This window comes from Kitasatospora sp. NPDC001119 (assembly GCF_053598475.1).
The window spans coordinates 100,652-119,373 of sequence record NZ_JBSFKI010000027.1 but is presented as its reverse complement, the minus strand read 5'-3'; the positions used below and the strand labels follow the sequence as shown (position 1 = coordinate 119,373).

Here is an 18,722-nt window from a genome sequence, read left to right as displayed (position 1 = left end):
GGGGGAGTCCCGGGACGGCGCTGGGGGACGACTGGGGGACATCCCCCATTCCTCCCCCAAGTAGCGGAGCACCACGGCCCGTTCGGGCCGGAACCGGTTAGCGTGCGGCCATGACTTCGATCATGGGTTCGACCCTGCGCAGGCACCTCGTCGTGGCGGCCGGCGTCACCGTGCTGCTCGCCGCCAACGCGGCCACCGCCGTCGCCCGCCCGGCCGGTCCGTCCGTCGCCGAGCAGTTGCGCCGGGACGCCGCGGCGATCCACGACCTCGGCATCAGCGGCGTGCAGGCCCGGGTGATCGGGCCCGACGGCCGCCAGACGGTCGCCACCAGCGGCGCCGCCGACGTCACCACCGGCCGCCCGGTCTCCCCCGACGGCTACTTCCGGATGGCCAGCACGGCCAAGACGATGGTCGCGACCGTGGTCCTCCAACTGGAGGCCGAGGGGCGGCTGTCGCTGGACGACACGCTCGGCCACTGGCTGCCGGAGGTGGTACGGGCCAAGGGCGGAGCCGGCGGCGGGACCACCGTCCGCGAGCTGCTCCAGCACCAGGGCGGCATCGTGGACCACCTGCCCGGATACGACTCGAAGGACGGGTACGAGCGGGAGCGCTACAAGGTCTACCAGCCCGAAGACCTGGTGGCCGGGGCGGAGTTCGGCACGGACAAGAGCTGGAGGTACTCCAACGTCGGCTACCTCCTGCTCGACATGGTCGTCGAGCGGGCCACCGGCCGCCCCGCCCACCGGGAGGTCGAGGACCGCATCCTGCGCCCGCTCGGCCTCGACCGGACCCGGCTGATGGGCACCTCGCCCACCCTGCCCCGGCCGCACGCCCAGGCCTACCAGCTCTTCCCCGAACCCGACGGCCGGGTGGACGTCACCGAGCAGGTGCCGATGGACCAGGGGCTCTCCTGGGCCACCACCACGCGGGACGAGAACGTCCTCCTCCGCGCACTGCTCGCGGGCCGGCTGCTGCCGGCGCGGCAACTGGCAGACATGCGGCGGACGGTGCCCGTGGACGACCAGACCTCGGAGATGTGGCACGGCGGCGAGTACGGGCTCGGCCTGGTCAAGCGCTCGCTGACCTGCGGCGGGACCTACTGGGGCCACGACGGCGGGGACGGCGGCTTCATCACCCTCAACGGCGTCACCGAGGACGGGAAGCGCAGCGCCGTGGTCTCCATGTCCGAGGCGCTCGGCGACAGTTGGGACCACATCAAGGCCCAGGAGGACGCGGCCTCGAAGCTGATCGACCACGCCCTGTGCGCCGGGAGCCCCCGCGCCAGCTGAGCGGGCGTCGGACTCTGTGATCGACGACCGCATCGTCCGACGGGAGGGTCGTGCGGGTAGGGAACGTCTCCTCCCCGGGGTGTACACGGATAGGTCGTAGGGTCGAGGGCAGGTCGTCCCGAGGGGCGATGACCGGCGGGTGCCGGCGGCCACAGGGTGAGGCCATGACGGAAGTGAAGAACATGAAGGAACGTCAGTTCCCATCGAAAATAAGGCGGTTCACCTCGGGCGCGCTAGCGGTCGGGCTGACGTCCGCGCTGCTGACGGCCCTGGTGCCCGCCGTGGCCCAGGCCGCCGGCACCGACCTCGGGACCGGCCCGGACGCCGACCGGGGTGGCTGGACCGCGAAGATCAGCCGGACCGAGTACGGCGTCCCGCACGTCCTCGCCCGCGACTTCGGCGGCCTCGGCTACGGCTACGGGTACGCCTTCGCCCAGGACAACCTCTGCCAGCTCGCCGACCAGGTGCTCACCGTGCGCGGCGAGCGCTCGCGCCACCTCGGCCCGGACGGCGAGTCCGTGGACCGGGTGAGCAACCTGGTGAGCGACACCTACCAGCAGGGCCTGCTGCGCGCCGGGACGGTGCGGCGGCTGCAGGCCGCCCCCGCGCCGCTCGGCCCGACCGACGAGGTGCGGCAGCTGGTGGACGGCTACGTCGCCGGGTACAACCGCTACCTGCGCGACACCGGCCCCGACCACCTGCCGGACCCGTCCTGCCGGGGGAAGGCCTGGGTCGGGCCGATCACCGCGGACGACCTGTGGAACATCCTCTACTCCGCCAACACCCTGGCGGGCAGCGGCGCCGCCAAGCAGCAGATCGCCACGGCCGTCCCCGCGGCCTCGACCGGGCCCGCAGCCACAGCCGGGTCCGGCGCCGAGGCCGCCGGACCCGCGGCGGACGCACCCCGGATCGCCGCTCCCGGCCACTCCGCCGACAACCCCGAACTCGGCAGCAACGCCTGGGCGATCGGGCGCGACGCCAGCCGCGACGGCACCGGCCTGCTGCTGGCCAACCCGCACCTCCAGTGGGCCGGCGAGCAGCGCTTCTACCAGGCCCAGCTGACCATCCCCGGCGTCCTGGACGTCGCCGGCGCCGGGCTGTACGGCATCCCGTTCCTCCAGATCGGCCACACCCGTGGCCTCGCCTGGAGCCACACCACCAGCTACGCCGACCACCACACCCTCCACCGGCTCAGCCTGGTGCCCGGCGACCCGACCGCGTACCTGGTGGACGGCAAGGCCGAGCGGATGGCCCAGGAGACCGTCAAGGTCACGGTCCGGGCCGCCGACGGGACGCTCTCCACCGTCGACCGGAGCCTCTACCGCTCCCGCCACGGCTACGTCCTCGCCGAGGGCTGGACCGGGGAGCACGCCTACACCCTCGGCGACGCCAACGCCGAGAACCTCCGCTCCCTGAACCAGTGGCTGGCGGTCGGCCGCGCCCAGAACCTCGACCAGCTCCGCCAGGCCCAGCGCACCTACCAGGGCCTCCCGTGGGTGTACACCACGGCCGTCGACTCCACCGGCACCACCTGGTTCACCGACGCCTCCGCCGTCCCGAACCTCCCCGACGCCCAGCGCGACCGCTGCCTGGTCGCGGGCGGCGGCTTCGGACAGGTACTGGACGGCTCGACCGCCGCCTGCGACCCGGGCACCGACCCGGACGCGCTCGTACCCGGCGTCTTCGGCCCCGCCAACCAGCCGGGCCTGACCCGCACCGACTACGTCGCCAACTCCAACAACGGCCCGTACCTGACCAACGCGGAGGCCCCGCTCACCGGCTTTCCCGCCATGTACCAGGGCGCCTCCGCGCGGATGCTGCGCAGCCAGCTGGGCCTGCGGATGATCGCCGACCGCCGGGCCGGCACCGACGGCCTCGGCGCCCCCGGGTTCACCCTCGGCTCGCTCCAGGCGACGATGTTCGGCAACCGGGTGCAGAGTGCCGAACTCGACCGCGACGACGCCGTGGCGCTCTGCCGCGCCCACCCGGAGATCGCCGCCTCCGACGGCAGCCGGGTCGACGTCCGCCCGGCCTGCGACGCGCTCGCCGCCTGGAACACCCGGGCCGACGCCGACAGCCGGGGCACCGTGCTCTGGCAGGCGTACCGGGACGCGCTGGCGGGGACCGGCACGACCGCCTGGCAGACGGTCCCGGCCGATCCGGCCCGGCCGCTGACCACCCCGCGCGGCATCGACGCCGCCAACCCCGAGGCCCAGCGCGCCCTGGCCGACGCGGTGAAGGGCATGGCGGCCCGCGGCCTGCCGGTGGACGCCCCGATCGGCCTCGTCCAGCGCTGGGCGGGCATCCCGCTGCACGGCTGCTCCCACCAGCTGGGCTGCTTCAACGTGCTGACGGCGGGGCCGGATTCGGGCACCGGCGGCGGCACCTACCCGACGAACCTCGGCAGCGTCCCGCACGGCGGCACCTTCCTGATGGCCACCGAGCTGACCGACCGGGGTCCGCGCACCAGGACGCTGCTCACCTACGGCGAGTCCGCCGACCCGACCTCGCCGCACTTCACCGACCAGACCCGCGTCTACGCCCGCAAGCAGTGGGTGACCGAGCGCTTCACCGAGGCCGAGATCCGCTCCGCGCCGGGCCTCGGCGTCACCGTCCTGCGGCGCTGACGCACCGTCGCACGGGCCTCCGGGCCGCCGCCGTTCCCGGAACGGCGGCGGCCCGTCCGACCTCGTGCGGCGGGGTCAGGCGAGGGTGACCTCGACCGGGAGCCGCTTGATGCCGTTGACGAAGTTGGAGCGCACCCGCGGGACGTCCCCGGCGAGTTCGATGCCCGCCAGCCGCGGGATCAGCTCCTCGAACATGATGCGGATCTCGGTGCGCGCGAGCAGGTTGCCCAGGCACAGGTGGGGGCTGCCCTTGCCGAAGGTGACGTGGTCGTTGTCGCGGCGGGTCACGTCGAAGTCGTAGGGGTTGCCGAAGACCTCCTCGTCGCGGTTGCCGGAGGCGAACCACATCACGACCTTCTCGCCCTCCCTGATCCGCCTGCCGCCGAGTTCGACGTCGCGGGTGGCCGTGCGGCGGAAGTGGTAGACGGGGGAGGCCCAGCGCAGGAACTCCTCCACCGCGCCGGGGATGAGGGACGGGTCCTGCTGGAGGCGGGCGAGCTGCTCGGGGTGCTGGAGGAGGGCCAGCATGGAGTGGCTGATGGTGTGCCGGGTGGTCTCGTTGCCGGCGACGACCAGGAGCAGGAAGTAGTTGTCGAAGTCCTGCGGCGAGAGCGGCACCCCGTCGCGGGGGGTCTCGTTGACCAGCCTGGAGACCAGGTCGGTGCCGGCGCCGCCGCGCCGCTGCCGGGCGAGTTCGCGGCCGTAGGCGAAGACCTCCAGCGAGGCGGGCGAACGGAACGGCAGGTCGCGGTACTTCTCGCTCTCCGCGCTGTGCAGCAGGACGTCGGCGTAGTCCGGGTCGGTGTTGCCGATGATCCGGTTGCCCCAGTCGATGAGCTGCTGGTTGTCCTCCGGGGGCACGTCCAGGAGGCGGGCGAGCACGTTGATCGGGAAGTCGGCGGAGACCTCCTTGACGAAGTCGAAGCGGCCCTTGGCCAGGGCGGCGTCCAGCGTGGTGGCGGTCAGGCCGCGCAGGAAGTCGGCGTAGCTGTTGATCACGCCCGCGCCGAACTGGCGCTGGAGGATGCTGCGCAGGGCGCGGTGGCGGACCCCGTCCAGCTCCAGGATGGAGGCGCGCTTCTTGATCTGGTCGTCGTCGACCTCCTCCAGGTTCACGAACCTCGTCGAGGTGAAGGTCTCGGCGTCCCGGTCGACGCGGGCGATGTCGGCGTGCCGGGTGACCGCCCAGAAGCCGGAGTTGGGCGCCTCCTCCGGCTGCCAGTGCACCGGGTCCTGGTGGCGCAGGGTGTGGAACATCCGCCACGGGGTGACGCCGTCGGTGAAGTTGTCGAGGTCGGCCAGGTCCACCTGGTCGAGGGGCAGCGGTTCGTCGATGGCGCCGGAGGCGGGCGGCGTGGACGGCACGGTGGTCACGGTTGGTCTCCTCGGTCTCACAGGTGGTACGCGTACTCGGTGAACTCCCAGTCGGTGACGTGCCGTTGGAAGCGGGCGACCTCGTCGCGCTTGTACGAGAGGTAGGCGTCGACGAAGTCCCGGCCGAGCACCCCGGTCAGGTCCTGGTCCGCCTCCAGGGCGTCGAGCGCCTCGGGCAGGGACGTCGGCAGCAGCGCGGACCTGGCGCGGTCGTAGCCGTAGCCCTCCAGCGGGGCGGCGGGCTCCTCGCCGGCGAGGACGCCCAGCAGGGCCGCCGCGACGGTCCCCGCGATCAGCAGGTAGGGGTTGGCGCTCGCGTCCCCCAGCCGCAGCTCGAAGCGGCTGCCGGAGCCGCGCTCCGGCGGGATCCGGACCATGGCGCTGCGGTTGTCCAGCCCCCAGTCGATCAGCCAGGGGGCGAGGGTGTCGGGGCCGAAGCGCTTGTAGGAGTTGACCGTCGGGTTGGCGAGCGCCGCGAGCGCCGGGGCGTGGGCGAGGACGCCGGCCACCGCGTGGCGCGCGGTCGCGCTGAGCCCGTACGGCGCGGCCGGGTCCGCGAAGACGTTGCCGCCCGCGCCGTCCACGCAGGACAGGTGGAGGTGGAAGCCGGAACCGCCGGCGCCCTGGAAGGGCTTGGCCATGAAGGTGGCCAACCGGCCTTCCTTGCGGGCGAGTTCCTTGACCGCGGACTTGAAGCGGAAGGCGCGGTCGGCGGCCGCCATGGCGTCGGAGTGGTTGAGGTTGATCTCGAACTGGGAGCCGTCGAACTCGTGGTTGCCGTTGGTGATGCCGATGCCGAGGTCGCGCAGCAGGCGCAGGGTGCGCAGCAGGTGGTTGTCGGCGTCCGCGCGCAGCCCCGCCGTGTAGACCACGCCGGCGGCCTCGCTGTAGCGGCGCCAGCCCTGCGGCGTCCCGGGCGCGGCGTCGCACAGGAAGTACTCCAACTCCGGCCCCACGACCGGGTGCAGGCCGTGCTCCCGGCACCGGTCGACGACCGTGCGCAGCAGGTCGCGGGGGGATTCCGGGGCGGGCCGTCCGGTGGCCGGGTCGGTGACGTCGCCGAGGCAGCTGGCGACTCCGGGCTCCCAGGGCAGGGCGGCCAGGGTGTCGAGGTCGGGGCGCACGCAGATGTCGGGCAGGCCGGCGTCCAGGCCGCCGGGGACGGGGACCACGTCGCCCTGGGGGCTGGTGTGGTAGACGGCGCGGCAGAAGGCGAGGCCGTGTTCGCAGGCCGAGGGCAGGTGGTCCAGCAGGACGTCCCGGGCCCGTTCGGTGCCGATGAGGTCGGGATAGGTCACCCGGACCACGTCGATGCCCTGGGCGGCCAGCCGCTCCAGGTGGTGGCGGACGGGCGGGATGTCGGATGCGCTCACCGGTGTCTCCTCTGGGGGAAGTGGGGCGCCTCCCCGCGTTCACGGCGTCGGGAGGGCCAGGGCGCACGGCAGTGGCGGGGTGGGGGAGGGGGCGCGGCGGCTTCGGGCTGCGGGGTGGGGCAGGACACGCTCGCTCGCTGGTGGCAAACGGTAGGGACGCCGGTCGCTCTCCCGCAAGGGGTCTGCCCCAGAAATTTATCCATCCGGATAGCTCTTGACCAGAGGCCGGCTGCTTCCTATGTTATTTGACATCAAACGTTTTGGCGGTCGCTCGTCACCGCCTTCCTCGGCGGCCATCGCCCCCTGCCTCCGGCGTCCGCCGCCCCCTCGGCCGTGATCCGGCCCCCGCGGCCCCACGCCCCCCGCGATCCCCCCCCGTTCCCTCCCTTTCCCGCGACGCTCCCCCACCACCAGGAGGACCGGCCATGAAGGTCGTCGTCGACATGAACAAGTGCCAGGACCACGGCCAGTGCGTCTTCGCCGCCCCCGACGTCTTCCGCTTCGACGAGGACGGACACCTCGCGTACGTCGCCCACCCCGACGAGGGCCTGCGCGCCGACGTCGAGGAGGCCGCCGACGTCTGCCCGCTCCAGGCCATCCGGATCGAGGACTGAGCCGTGACCGCACCCACCGCCGGGGCCGGCGCACCCGTCCTCGTGGCCGGCGCCTCCATGGCCGGGCTGCGCGCCGCCGAACAGCTGCGCGCCGCGGGCTGGGACGGGCCGATCACCCTCGTCGGGGACGAGCCCCACATGCCCTACAACCGGCCCCCGCTGTCCAAGGAGGTCCTGGCGGGCACGGCCTCCTTCGACTCGCTCGCCCTCCGGCCCCGGGCCGGCGTCTCCGACGTGCACTGGCGCCTGGGCACCGCGGTCGTCCGGGCCGACCTCGACCGCCGGACCGTCGAACTCGACGGCGGCGAGACCCTGCCCTACCGCGCCCTCGTCGTGGCCACCGGCATGCGCGCCCGGCGGCTGCGCTGCCCCGGCCCCGCCACCGGACGGCACACCGTCCGGACCCAGGCCGACGCCCGGGGGCTGCGCGAGGCGCTGACCCGGCCCGGCGCGCGGGTGGTCGTGGTCGGAGCCGGCTTCATCGGCTGCGAGGTGGCCGCCACCGCCGTCGCCCTCGGCGCCGCCGAGGTCACCGTCGTCGACCCGCAGCCGCTGCCCATGGTCGGCCCGCTGGGCGAACTGCTCGCCGGGTCGCTGCTCGGCCGCCACCGGCGGCGGGGCGTCCGCTTCGCCCTCGGCGCCGGGGTGACCGGCTTCCGGGGCGAGGACCGGGTCACCGGGGTGGCGCTGGCGGACGGCCGGGTGCTGGACGCGGACGTGGTGGTGGAGTCGGTCGGCTCGGTGGCCAACACCGAGTGGCTCGAGGGCAACGGCCTGGACCTCTCCGACGGCGTGCGCACGGACGAGCACCTGCGGGCCGGCGGGCGGCCGGAGGTGGTCGCCGTCGGTGACGTCGCCCGCTTCCCCAACGCCCGGTACGACGGCGTCCCGCGCCGCGTCGAGCACTGGTCCATCCCCACCGACACGGCCAAGCACGCCGCCAGGGTGCTCGCCGCCCACCTCGCCGGCGCCGACCACGGTCTCGCGCCGTTCGCCCCGCTGCCGACCTTCTGGAGCGACCAGCACGACTTCCGGCTGCAGTCCTTCGGCGCCCCCGGCCTCGGCCGGGACGACGCGCGCGTCCTGGCCGGCGACCCCGACGGGGACCCCGACGGGGACGTCCTGGTCGGCTACCACCGGGCCGGCCGCCTGGTCGGCGTCGTCGCCCTCGGCGGGCGGGGTGCCGCGGCGGCCGCCGCCCGCTACCGCGCCGAGCTGCTGCGGCGGCCGGACGTCGAGCAGCCGGCCGTAGGGCAGCAGGCCGTAGAGCAGCCCGCCCTCCCGTAGCCGGCCGTAGCGCGGCCCGCCCTCCCACACCCCGCTCCCACCGCGTAAGGAACCCCAAGTGGCCAGTGTCCGTGGATACTTCCACCCCAAGACGGCGACCGGCGACTCGTCGCTGATCCCCCCGCCGCCGTGGCGCTACTCCGGCGACCTGCTCACCGTCGAGTACCGCACCGACCCGGCCCGGGTGCGCGAGCTGCTGCCCGAGCCGCTGGAACTCGCCGACGAGGACCCGGGCGCCGTCGCGCTGATCTGGGCCGACTGGCAGTCCTGCTCCGACTCCGGACGGGAGCTGCTCGACCCGGTGCGCGCCCAGTACAAGGAGGCGTTCGCCGTCGTCCGCTGCGCGTACCGGGGCCGGACGTACAGCCGCTGCGCGCACATCTGGGTCGACAAGGACTTCGCGATCGCCCGGGGGCTGCACCAGGGCTACCCGAAGAAGCTCGGCTCCATCCACCAGACCCGGCCGCACCCGTACGGGCCCGCCCCGCGGATCGAGGCCGGTGCCCGGTTCGGCGCGACCCTCGCCGCCGCGGACCGGCGCCTGGCCCAGGCCGTCGTCACGCTGCGCGAGCCGTCGGAGAGCAACGGCTTCGTCAACGGCCACCCGATGCTCCACCACCGCTGGCTGCCCTCCATCGAGAAGGGCAAGGGCCTCGCCCTGGACGAGCTGGTCGAGTCCGGTGCCGCCTCCTTCGAGGCCGGGCAGCCCTGGGTGGGCGACGCCGAGCTGGAGCTGTTCGAGGCGCCCACCGAGGAGCTGGCCCGGCTGGAGGTCCGCGAGCCGATCGCCGCCTACTACCGGCAGGTCGGCGTGGTGTGGGACGGCGGCCGGCTGCTGGAGTCCGGCACCTCCGGTGCCGAGTGACCCCCCGCCGCACCGCCCACGAGGAACCCGGAGACACGAGGAAGCGCAGGACATGAGCGAACACACCACCACCGTCGCCGGGGTCGCCGTCGACACCCGGCACTGGATCGGCGGCGAACGCGTCGCCTCCGCCGGCACCTTCACCGACGTCTCGCCCGTCGACGGCGCCGTCCTCGGCGAGATCGCCCGGGGTACCGCGACGGAGGCCGCCGCCGCGGTCGCCGCCGCCAAGGCCGCCTTCCCCGCCTGGGCGGCCACCCCGCGCGAGGAGCGGGCCCGCCTCCTGCACGCCGTCGCCGACGGCGTGGAGCGCCGGCTGGAGGAGCTGGCCGTCGTGGAGACGGCCGACAACGGCGCCCTGCTGCGCTCGCACCGCCGCGGCGTCATGCCCCGGGTCGCCCACAACTTCCGCTTCTTCGCCGACTGGCTGCTGCGGCTCGGCCACGAGGACTTCGACACCCGCGGCCACACCAACCACGTCAGCTGGGACCCGGCCGGCCCCTGCGTGCTGATCACCCCCTGGAACGCGCCGCTGATGCTGGCCACCTGGAAGGTCGCCCCGGCCCTGGCGGCCGGGAACACGGTCGTCCTCAAGCCCGCCGAGTGGTCGCCGCTGACGGCCTCGCTGCTCGCCGCGATCGCCGCCGAGGCGGGGCTGCCGGCCGGCGTCCTCAATGTGGTGCAGGGGTACGGCTCCGAGATCGGCGACGCCCTCACCTCGCACCCGGACGTGCGCCGGATCAGCTTCACCGGGTCCGTGCCGACCGCCCGGCGGATCGCCGCGTCGGCCGCCGCCAACCTCACCCCGCTCAGCCTCGAACTGGGCGGCAAGTCCCCGCTGCTGGTCTTCGCCGACGCCGACCTGGACCTCGCCGTCGAGCTCGCGGTGGAGCAGTACGACAACGCCGGCCAGGTCTGCCTGGCCGCCACCCGCCTCCTCGTCGAGGAGACGGTCGCCGAGGAGTTCACCCGGCGCTTCGTCGAGCGGGCCGCACGCCTCGTACAGGGCGACCCGCGGGACGAGGCGACCGACATCGGCCCCACCGTCCACCCCCGCCAGCTGGAGAAGATCGACGGCTTCGTCCGGCGGGCCGTCGCGGCCGGCGCCCGCACCGTGATCGGCGGCCGGCCCCGGGACGGCCGGTACTACGCGCCGACCCTGCTCACCGATGTCGCCCAGGACGCGGAGATCGTCCAGGAGGAGGTCTTCGGCCCCGTCCTGACCCTCCAGACCTTCGGCACCGAGGAGGAGGCCGTCCGGCTGGCCAACGACACCCGCTTCGGCCTGGCGGCCACCGTGGCCACCGGCGACCCGGAGCGCGCCCGCCGGGTCACCGCACGGCTGGTGGCGGGCACCGTCTGGGTCAACTGCTTCTTCGTCCGGGACCTCCAGGCCCCGTTCGGCGGCTCCCGCCACTCGGGCGTCGGCCGCGAGGGCGGCACCTGGAGCTTCGACTTCTACTGCGATGTCAAGAACACCGTCACCTCGCCGAAGGGGTGGACCAGCCATGGGTGAGATCGTCGGGGCCGGCCTGCTGGCCCACGTGCCCACCATCGTGCTGCCCGAGGAGACCAGGCGCCGGCTGAACGACGGCCGGGAGATCACCCTCGTCACCGGCCTGCGGCAGCTGCGCGAGGAGGTCTTCGAGCGCGCGGACTACGACACCGTCGTCGTCCTGGACTCCCACTGGGCGACCACCGTCGAGTTCGTGGTCACCGCCCAGCAGCGCCGGGCCGGGCTGTTCACCTCCGAGGAGCTGCCGCGCGGCATGTGCCGGATGCCGTACGACTTCCCCGGGGACCCCGAACTCGCCCGCGCCATCGCCTCGTTCGCCGACCGGCACGGCACCTGGATCACCCCGGTCGACGACGCGTACCTGCCGATCTACTACGCCACCGTCAACCTGTGGAAGTTCCTCGGCGAGGGCCTGCCGGACAAGCGCTGGGTGACCATCGGCGTCTGCCAGACCGGCGACGCCGAGGACCACCTGCGGCTGGGCCGCGCGCTGGCCGACGGCATCGCCGCCACCCCGGGCCGGCGGGTGCTGCTGATCGCCTCCGGGGCCCTGTCCCACACCTTCTGGCCGCTGCGCGAGCTGCGCGACCACGAGTCCGGCGACCCGGCGCACATCTTCACCCCCGAGGCCCGGGCCGCCGACCGGGAACGGATCGCCTGGTTCAAGGAGGGCCGCCACGACCGGGTCCTCGACACCATGGACGAGTTCCGGCGCCACCGGCCCGAGGCCGGGTTCTCCCACTACCTGATGATGGCCGGCGCCCTCGGCGAGCGGGCCTGCACCGCGACGGCGCGCCAGTACGGCGAGTACGAGAACGCGATCGGCACCGGCCAGGCCCACCTCTGGTTCGACCGCCCGCAGGGCGGCTGGACGGGCACCGGCCCGTCCGCCGCCTCGGCCGGCCCGCGCAACCCCCACAGCCTCCGCTAGAAAGGCCCCGCCATGCCCGAGTACCGCCGCATCCTGCTCGACGGCGCCGCCGTCCAGACCGTGCGCGAGGGCGACGACCTGGTGGCCGGCGACGGCCGGCGCGTCGCGGCCGAGGACGCCCACCACCTGCCGCCCGTCGTCCCCTCCAAGGTGATCGCCGTCCACCTCAACCACCGCAGCCGGGTGGAGGAGTTCCGGATCGGCCTGCCCGACAGCCCCACCTACTTCCACAAGCCGACCTCGGCGCTCAACTCCCACCGGGGCGCGGTCGTCCGCCCCGAGGGCTGCAAGTGGCTCAACTACGAGGGCGAGGTCGCCATCGTGATCGGCCGCACCGCGCGCAACGTCTCCCCGGCCGAGGCGGGGGAGTACATCGCCGGGTACACCGTGGCCAACGACTACGGCCTGCACGACTTCCGGGACACCGACGCCGGCTCCATGCTCCGGGTCAAGGGCTCCGACACCCTGTGCCCGCTCGGCCCCGGGCTGGTCACCGACTGGGACTTCCACGGCAAGCGGCTGCGGACCTACGTCAACGGCGAGGTCGTCCAGGACGGCTCCACCGACGAGATGACCTGGGACATGCACTACCTCGTCGCCGACATCGCCCGCACCATCACCCTGTACCCCGGCGACGTGCTGCTGTCCGGCACCCCGGCCAACTCCCGGCCGGTGGCGCCCGGGGACCTCGTCGAGGTGGAGGTGGAGGGCCTCGGCCGACTCGCCAACCGCATCGTCGCCGGGCCGACCCCGGTGCGCACCGACGTGGGGGCGCAGCCCACCGAGTCGGAGGAGGTGCTGTCCACCGCCCTGGGCGGGGACTGGGAGTTCCGCGGCATCCGGCCGCCGAAGCGCTGACCGGTGCGCGCCGGTAGGGTCGATCACATGACCGATCCCGTCAAGCCCACCACCGTCGAGCGCGGCCCCCGCAAGCGCGTGACGAACTACGGGACGGGACGGACGGCCCTGCTGGACGCCGCCGTGCGCGTGGTGGCCCGGGGCGGTCTGCGCAAGCTCACCTACCGGGCCGTCGCCCAGGAGGCCGGTGTCACCCACGGGCTCGTCGTGCACTACTTCGGTACGCGGGACGCGCTGATCGAGGAGGCGCTGACCCACGCCATCCGCTCCTCGCTGAGCGTCAGCGCGCTCGGCGTCGGCACCGGCCCCGCGGCCGACTTCGCCACCGGTCTCGTGGAGATGGTCGAGTCCGGTCCCGAGGTGCAGGCCTTCCAGTACGAGCTGCTGCTGGAGGCCCGCCGCCGGCCGGAGCTGCTGCCGCACCTGCGCGGCCTCTACGAGGAGTACTTCGAGGCCAGCCGGAGCGAGTTGGGCCGGATCCTGCCCGGCCCGGTGAGCCGCGGCATGTCCCGGCTGGTCTTCGCCGCGCTGGAGGGCCTGGTGCTGCACCAGCTGGTCTTCGGTGAGCGGGAGGCCACCGAGGAGGCGCTGGCGGAGCTCAGGGGCCTGCTGGCCGGGCTGGCCGAGGAGCCCGACGGGCGCTGACGCCGCGCCGTCCAAGCCCCTTTTTCCTGCTTCCCGACCCCTTGTCAAACGCATGGCGCCGCCCCACGATGAGGCAACTCGTTTGACCTGAAACGACCTTCTCCGGACCTTCCCCCACTTCGACCTGGCAGGTGATCCGTGTGGACAGTCGGACGACGTCCTCCGAACGGACCGAGCGGGACGCCCCCACCGCGGCCACGCTCAAACCCAACGCCCTGGGTGTCCTGGGCATCCTCTTCTTCGTCCTCTCCGGCCAGGCCCCGCTGACGGGCATCGCCGGCGCCGCCCCGATCTCGGTCGCCCTCGGCAACGGCTCCGGCACCCCCGCGGCCTACGTGGTGGCCGGGGCGGTGATCCTGCTCTTCTCCGTCGGGTTCATCGCCATGGGCCGGCACGTCGTGGACGCCGGAGCCTTCTACACGTACATCGGCACCGGCCTCGGCCGGGCCGCCGGCGCGGGCAGCGCGAGCGTCGCCCTGTTCGCCTACTGCGTCATCCAGGCGGCGATGTACGGCCTGTACGGCTCGATCGTCAGCGGGCTGGTCTCCGACCACACCCCGCTCCACCTCCCGTGGTGGGTCTACACCCTGGTCACCATGGCTGTGGTGCAGGCCCTCGGCGCCCTGGGCATCGAGATGGGCGCCCGGGTACTGGCCGCGTTCGTCCTCGCCGAGTTCAGCATCCTGCTGGTCTTCGGCGTGGTCACCCTGGTCAAGGGCGGCGGGCCGGAAGGGCTCGGGGTGGCCGAGAGCTTCTCCCCGTCGGCCGCCCTCCAGGGCGCGCCGGGCGTCGCCGTGATGTTCGCCCTGGCCTCGATGTTCGGCTTCGAGGCCACCGCCATCTACGGCGAGGAGGCGAAGGAGCCCAAGAAGACCGTACCGAGGGCGACCTACCTCTCGGTGACCGTGGTCACCGTCTTCTTCGCCCTCACCTCGTGGATGCTGATCTCCGCGTACGGCGCCGCCAAGGCCCCTGCGGCGGCCGCCAAGGCGGTGGCCGCCGGGGACTCCGCCGGGTTCGTCTTCGCCCCCGTGGCCGACCTGTTCGGCGGCTGGATCGGCGGCGTCCTGCCGGTCCTGCTCGCCACCTCGCTGTTCGCCGGCGTCCTGACCTTCCACAACTCCGCCAGCCGGTACCTGTTCTGCCTCGGCCGGGACCGGCAGCTGCCCGCACCGCTGTGCCGGCTGAACCGGCGGCACGCCCCGGCGGTCGCGGGCCGGGTGCAGACCGCCATCGCCGTCCTCCTGGTCGTGCCCTTCGCGCTGGCCGGCAAGGACCCGGTGCTCACCCTCTTCTCCTGGTTCAGCGGACTCGCCGTCCTGGCGATGATGCTGCTCTACCTGCTCACCTCGGTGTCCGTCGTGGTGTACTTCCGCCGTCGACGGGTCGACACCAGGCTGTGGAACACCGTGATCGCCCCCGTGCTGGGCGCGCTCGGCATCGCCGGTGCCATCTGGCTCATCCTGGCCAACTTCACCACCCTGATCGGCGGCGAGGCCGGTACCGCGCTGTGGCTCGTCCTGTCCGTGCCGGTCGTCATGGCGCTCGGCGTGGCCAACCAGCGCATCCGGCGCCGACGCACCGGCTGACGCGCCCCCCGGTCGACGCTTTGCCCGGTCGATGCCTTCCCCGGCTGATCCTTTCCCGGCTGACGCTTTCCCCGGCGCGCGCCCGCAGGCAGGGCGCGCGCCACCCACCCCGCACCCACGTGCTCCGGAGGACCCGATGACCCTCGCCACCCACGACGACTGGCTGCGCCGGGCCGAGGCGCTGGAACCGGCCGTCACGCACCTGATCGACGGCGCCGACGAACCCGGCGACGGCGCTTTCCCCGTGGTGTCGCCCCGCGACGGCCGGGTGCTGGCCGAGGCCGCCGACGCCGGCCCGGCCGAGGTCGACGCGGCCGTCGCCGCCGCCCGCCGCGCCTTCGACCACGGCCCCTGGCCGCGGCTCTCCCCGGCCGACCGCGGACGGATCCTGCTGCGGTTCGCCGACCTCCTGGAGGAACAGCGGACCGAACTGGCGCTCACCATCAGCCTGGAGATGGGCAAACCGGTCACCGACGCCCACGACATCGAACTGCGGGCCGTCATCACCACCTTCCGCTGGTACGGCGGGCTCGCCGACAAGCTCACCGACGAGTCCCCGCACACCGCGCCCGACGCCCTCGCCCTCGTCACCCGGGAGCCCGCCGGGGTCGTCGGCGCGGTCGTCCCGTGGAACTTCCCGCTCACCCTGGCCGGCTGGAAGATCGCCCCGGCCCTGGCCGCCGGCTGCACGGTCGTCCTCAAGCCCTCGGAGCACTCCCCGCTGTCCGCCCTGCTGCTCGGACGGATCGGCCTCGCGGCCGGGCTGCCGCCGGGCGTGCTCAACGTCGTGGCCGGCGACGGACCGGTGGCCGGCCAGGCCCTCGGTCTCCACCCCGACGTGGACATCCTCGCCTTCACCGGCTCCACCGCCGTCGGCCGCCACTTCCTGCGCTACTCCGCCGACTCCAACCTCAAGCGGGTCTGGCTGGAGCTGGGCGGCAAGTCGCCCAACATCGTCCTGCCCGACGCCCCCGACCTGGAGCGGGCCGCGGCCACCGCCGCCTGGGGCATCTTCTTCAACCAGGGCGAGATGTGCACCGCGCCCTCCCGGCTGCTGGTCCACCGCTCCGTCGCCGAGCAGGTCACCGAGGCCGTCGTGGCGCGCGCCCGCGCCCTGCGGGTGGGCGACCCCCTCGACCCGGCCACCGAGATGGGCGCCCTGGTCGGCGAGCACCACCTGAACCGGGTGCTCGGCCACGTCCGCACCGCCCTCGACGACGGCGCCCGCCTGCGCGCGGGCGGCGGGCGCACCCTGACCGGCACCGGCGGCTCCTACCTCGAACCGACCGTCTTCGACCGGGTCGCCCCCGACAGCCGGCTGGCCCGCGAGGAGGTCTTCGGCCCGGTGCTCTCCGTCCTCGCCTTCGACGACCTCGACGAGGCCGTCGCCCTCGCCAACGCCACCGAGTACGGCCTCGCGGCCGGCCTGTGGACCTCCGACCTGTCCACCGCCCACCGGGTCTCCCGCGCCCTCAGGGCCGGTACGGTCTGGGTCAACTGCTACGAGGAGGGCGACCTCACCGTGCCCTTCGGCGGCATGAAGCAGTCCGGCAACGGACGCGACAAGTCCGCCCACGCGCTGGAGAAGTACACCGAACTCAAGACCACCTGGATCCAGTTGTGACCCGTCGCCCGCCCACGGCCCGTCGCCCGCTGATCGCGGTGCCGGCCCGCTTCGCCGCCACCACCTCCGCGCTGCGGTACGCCGCGGAGGTCAGCGCCCGCGCGCTGGTCGAGGCCGTCTGGCAGGCCGGCGGCGAGCCCGCCACCCTGCACCCGCACGCGCCCGGCGGCACCGCCGACCCCGAGGAGGTCGCCGCCCGGCTCTCCCGCTTCGACGCGCTGCTGCTCCCTGGCGGCGGCGACCTGGCACCCCACCGTTACGGGGCGCCCGACGCCCACGAGGCCGTCTACGACGTGGACGAGGAGCAGGACGCGTTCGACCTGGAACTCGCCCGGCGGGCCCTCGCGAGCGGACTGCCGCTGCTGGCCGTCTGCCGCGGACTCCAGGTGGTCAACACGGTGCTGGGCGGCACCCTGCACCAGGACATGGGCGGCCCCGGACGGGACCACCGCCACCTGCGGCACCCCGTCCCGCTCGCGCCCGGCTCCGCGCTGGCCCGGATCATCGACGCCGGGGAGGTCCGGGTGTCCTGCTACCACCACCAGCACGTGGACCGCCTCGGGGAGGGCCTGGCCGTCACCGCCCGGGCCGCCGACGGGACCGTCGAAGCCGTCGAACTCCCCGACTACGAGGGCTGGTTCGCCGCCGTGCAGTGGCACCCCGAGGACACCGCCCACGAGGACCCGGCCCAGCAGCGCCTCTTCGACGCCCTGGTGCGGGCCGCCGACTGAGTCCTACCGACGGGCGCGCCGGCCGCTGCGGCGCGGGGCGGGCTCCTCGCCGTTCAGCAGCGCGCGGCGCCGCTCCTCGCCCGACTCCTCGACCTGGAGCACCACGCGCCGCAGCCCGTCGGCGAGGCCGACGCACTCCGCGTCGCTCAGCCGGCCGGTGACGAAGGACTCCTCCTCGTTGAACGCGGGGAACACCTCGCGCATGAACTCCTCGCCCTCCTCGGTGAGCGCGAGCAGCACCAGCCGTCCGTCGGTGGGGTGGTCGGTGCGCCGCAGCAGCCCGCGCGACTCCAGCGTGCGGGACACCCCGGTCAGCGTCCCCTTGGAGATCCCCGCCTCCTCGGCGACGTGCCGGGTCTCGGACTCGCCCCAGACCCACACCACCCACAGCACCACGAAGGCGGTCCAGGTCAGGTCCGAGCCGCGCAGCACGGAGTTCTCCAGGTGCTGCCGGACGGCGGAGGCGGCCCGGTAGATGTTGGCCACCGCGGCCATCCGCTCCCGGCGGATCGGAATGCCGCCGAGCTTCGCCTGGACGAGCCGCTCCGCCTCGTTGATGGACCGCTGGCTGGGCACCGGTGCTCCCTCGTCTCGCCGTCACCGCTTCGGACATGGCCTGCGCCGCCGGCACGGAGGTTTGGGCCCGTACCAGTGACTCAGGCATCTTAGATGGCCGGATCCGCCCACCCGCGGCGCGACCGCCCGGGCGGGGCGGCGGGGCGGGGCTCAGGCGCGAGCGGCGGGGGCGGAGGCGTGGGCGAGGTCGTCCACGAGGGTGGGGGAGGGCTGGGGGATCTCGCCGTGGTCCTCGTCGTCGGTGGCGACGGGCAGCTGGTGGACGACGGCGGCCACGCGCGGTGGCAGGCGCAGGGTCAGGCCGTCGTGGCAGGCGGCGAGGGTGTCGGCCCACACGGCGGGGGGGAGCGGCCGGCCGGGCCAGGGCGCGGGCGGCGCGGCCGGGTTACGGGCTTCGGCGGCGAGCTGGTCGGCCTGGTTGCGCCAGTAGTCGGCGTCGCGGAACTCGCCGCGGGCGGCGTGCAGGAAGGAGAGGCAGCTGGCGGCGGTCGTGCTGCCGCCGCCGGCGGCGAACTGCAGCCAGAACTGGCAGCCGTCGTCGTGTCCGGCGAGGTGGAGCAGTGCGGCCAGGACGAGCGCGCCGCCGGGGTGGATGCGGCGCCGGTTGTTGGTGAGGGCCTCCAGGGAGTCGGCGGCCTCGGGCTGGGCGATGATCAGGGTCGCGGCGAGGTCGAGTTCGTGGCGGGCCTGGAGGTGCTCGGCGCCCAGGGGGGCGCGGGCGCGGACGAGTCGGCGCAGGTCGGGACCGGACACGCCGTCGGGCAGCTCGACCGGTCCGTCGGGTCCGTCGCCGTTCCCGTCGTACCGGTTCCGGGGGGTGGCT

Annotated in this window: 16 protein-coding genes; 12 read left to right on the top strand and 4 right to left on the bottom strand. The window is 74.1% G+C overall.

Features of this window, described 5'->3' with window-relative positions; translation table 11 throughout:
• The first annotated feature begins 110 nt into the window (after positions 1-110).
• On the top strand, positions 111-1,289 hold the full coding sequence (locus ACWDD9_RS29850; RefSeq protein WP_449813275.1) for a serine hydrolase domain-containing protein: 1,179 nt from the start codon (positions 111-113) through the stop codon (positions 1,287-1,289).
• A gap of 164 nt (positions 1,290-1,453) precedes the next feature.
• Entirely contained in the window at positions 1,454-3,916 is a 2,463-nt protein-coding gene (locus ACWDD9_RS29845) for a penicillin acylase family protein (RefSeq protein ID WP_449813274.1), read from the top strand.
• A gap of 75 nt (positions 3,917-3,991) precedes the next feature.
• On the opposite strand, the gene ACWDD9_RS29840 is transcribed toward ACWDD9_RS29845, so the two are convergent.
• Together ACWDD9_RS29840 and ACWDD9_RS29835 are read right to left on the bottom strand one after the other, a co-directional pair.
• Complete coding sequence (locus ACWDD9_RS29840; protein ID WP_117491489.1) at positions 3,992-5,281, bottom strand: cytochrome P450; 1,290 nt, start codon at positions 5,279-5,281, stop codon at positions 3,992-3,994.
• Positions 5,282-5,307: 26 nt separating this feature from the next.
• Positions 5,308-6,663: a glutamine synthetase family protein gene (locus ACWDD9_RS29835; protein WP_375877027.1), complete on the bottom strand. Its 1,356-nt coding sequence runs from the start codon at positions 6,661-6,663 to the stop codon at positions 5,308-5,310.
• 425 nt (positions 6,664-7,088) lie between these two features.
• On the opposite strand from ACWDD9_RS29835, the gene ACWDD9_RS29830 reads away from it, so the two are divergent.
• The 10 genes from ACWDD9_RS29830 to ACWDD9_RS29785 all read left to right on the top strand — a co-directional run bounded on the left by ACWDD9_RS29830 (position 7,089) and on the right by ACWDD9_RS29785 (position 17,323).
• Positions 7,089-7,277, top strand: a complete 189-nt coding sequence (locus tag ACWDD9_RS29830) for a ferredoxin (RefSeq protein ID WP_049656520.1) — start codon at positions 7,089-7,091, stop codon at positions 7,275-7,277.
• 3 nt (positions 7,278-7,280) lie between these two features.
• Positions 7,281-8,564, top strand: coding sequence for an NAD(P)/FAD-dependent oxidoreductase (locus ACWDD9_RS29825; RefSeq protein ID WP_449813273.1), 1,284 nt, complete (start codon positions 7,281-7,283; stop codon positions 8,562-8,564).
• A gap of 58 nt (positions 8,565-8,622) precedes the next feature.
• Positions 8,623-9,429 (top strand): acetoacetate decarboxylase family protein, encoded by an 807-nt coding sequence (locus tag ACWDD9_RS29820; protein ID WP_049650716.1) that lies wholly within the window; start codon positions 8,623-8,625, stop codon positions 9,427-9,429.
• A 52-nt stretch (positions 9,430-9,481) separates the two neighbouring features.
• A complete protein-coding gene (locus tag ACWDD9_RS29815) occupies positions 9,482-10,945 on the top strand; it encodes an aldehyde dehydrogenase (protein WP_449813272.1) in 1,464 nt (487 codons plus the stop codon).
• Positions 10,938-11,876 (top strand): 3,4-dihydroxyphenylacetate 2,3-dioxygenase, encoded by a 939-nt coding sequence (locus ACWDD9_RS29810; protein ID WP_117486940.1) that lies wholly within the window; start codon positions 10,938-10,940, stop codon positions 11,874-11,876. Before ACWDD9_RS29815 ends, ACWDD9_RS29810 begins: the two co-directional genes overlap by 8 nt.
• A 12-nt stretch (positions 11,877-11,888) precedes the next feature.
• A complete protein-coding gene (locus ACWDD9_RS29805) occupies positions 11,889-12,734 on the top strand; it encodes a fumarylacetoacetate hydrolase family protein (RefSeq protein WP_074005209.1) in 846 nt (281 codons plus the stop codon).
• A gap of 27 nt (positions 12,735-12,761) precedes the next feature.
• Positions 12,762-13,379 carry a TetR/AcrR family transcriptional regulator gene (locus ACWDD9_RS29800; RefSeq protein WP_049650720.1) on the top strand — a complete coding sequence of 206 codons (618 nt, stop codon included), beginning with the start codon at positions 12,762-12,764 and terminating at the stop codon, positions 13,377-13,379.
• A 140-nt stretch (positions 13,380-13,519) separates the two neighbouring features.
• On the top strand, positions 13,520-14,968 hold the full coding sequence (locus ACWDD9_RS29795; RefSeq protein ID WP_049650721.1) for an APC family permease: 1,449 nt from the start codon (positions 13,520-13,522) through the stop codon (positions 14,966-14,968).
• A gap of 136 nt (positions 14,969-15,104) precedes the next feature.
• Complete coding sequence (locus ACWDD9_RS29790) at positions 15,105-16,592, top strand: aldehyde dehydrogenase (protein WP_449813271.1); 1,488 nt, start codon at positions 15,105-15,107, stop codon at positions 16,590-16,592.
• Positions 16,589-17,323, top strand: a complete 735-nt coding sequence (locus tag ACWDD9_RS29785) for a gamma-glutamyl-gamma-aminobutyrate hydrolase family protein (RefSeq protein ID WP_449813270.1) — start codon at positions 16,589-16,591, stop codon at positions 17,321-17,323. Before ACWDD9_RS29790 ends, ACWDD9_RS29785 begins: the two co-directional genes overlap by 4 nt.
• Positions 17,324-17,326: 3 nt before the next feature.
• Here ACWDD9_RS29785 and ACWDD9_RS29780 read toward each other — a convergent pair whose 3' ends face one another.
• Together ACWDD9_RS29780 and ACWDD9_RS29775 are read right to left on the bottom strand one after the other, a co-directional pair.
• Positions 17,327-17,899, bottom strand: coding sequence for a MarR family winged helix-turn-helix transcriptional regulator (locus ACWDD9_RS29780; protein ID WP_049650724.1), 573 nt, complete (start codon positions 17,897-17,899; stop codon positions 17,327-17,329).
• Positions 17,900-18,049: 150 nt separating this feature from the next.
• Positions 18,050-18,652, bottom strand: coding sequence for a hypothetical protein (locus ACWDD9_RS29775; RefSeq protein ID WP_234348309.1), 603 nt, complete (start codon positions 18,650-18,652; stop codon positions 18,050-18,052).
• Positions 18,653-18,722 lie beyond the last annotated feature (70 nt).

Coding starts and splice junctions, on each gene's coding strand:
- ACWDD9_RS29805 (WP_074005209.1), top strand. CDS start 11,889: ATGCCCGAGTACCGCCGCATCCTGCTCGACGGCGCCGCCGTCCAGACC.
- ACWDD9_RS29800 (WP_049650720.1), top strand. CDS start 12,762: ATGACCGATCCCGTCAAGCCCACCACCGTCGAGCGCGGCCCCCGCAAG.
- ACWDD9_RS29815 (WP_449813272.1), top strand. CDS start 9,482: ATGAGCGAACACACCACCACCGTCGCCGGGGTCGCCGTCGACACCCGG.
- ACWDD9_RS29845 (WP_449813274.1), top strand. CDS start 1,454: ATGACGGAAGTGAAGAACATGAAGGAACGTCAGTTCCCATCGAAAATA.
- ACWDD9_RS29790 (WP_449813271.1), top strand. CDS start 15,105: ATGACCCTCGCCACCCACGACGACTGGCTGCGCCGGGCCGAGGCGCTG.
- ACWDD9_RS29830 (WP_049656520.1), top strand. CDS start 7,089: ATGAAGGTCGTCGTCGACATGAACAAGTGCCAGGACCACGGCCAGTGC.
- ACWDD9_RS29810 (WP_117486940.1), top strand. CDS start 10,938: ATGGGTGAGATCGTCGGGGCCGGCCTGCTGGCCCACGTGCCCACCATC.
- ACWDD9_RS29850 (WP_449813275.1), top strand. CDS start 111: ATGACTTCGATCATGGGTTCGACCCTGCGCAGGCACCTCGTCGTGGCG.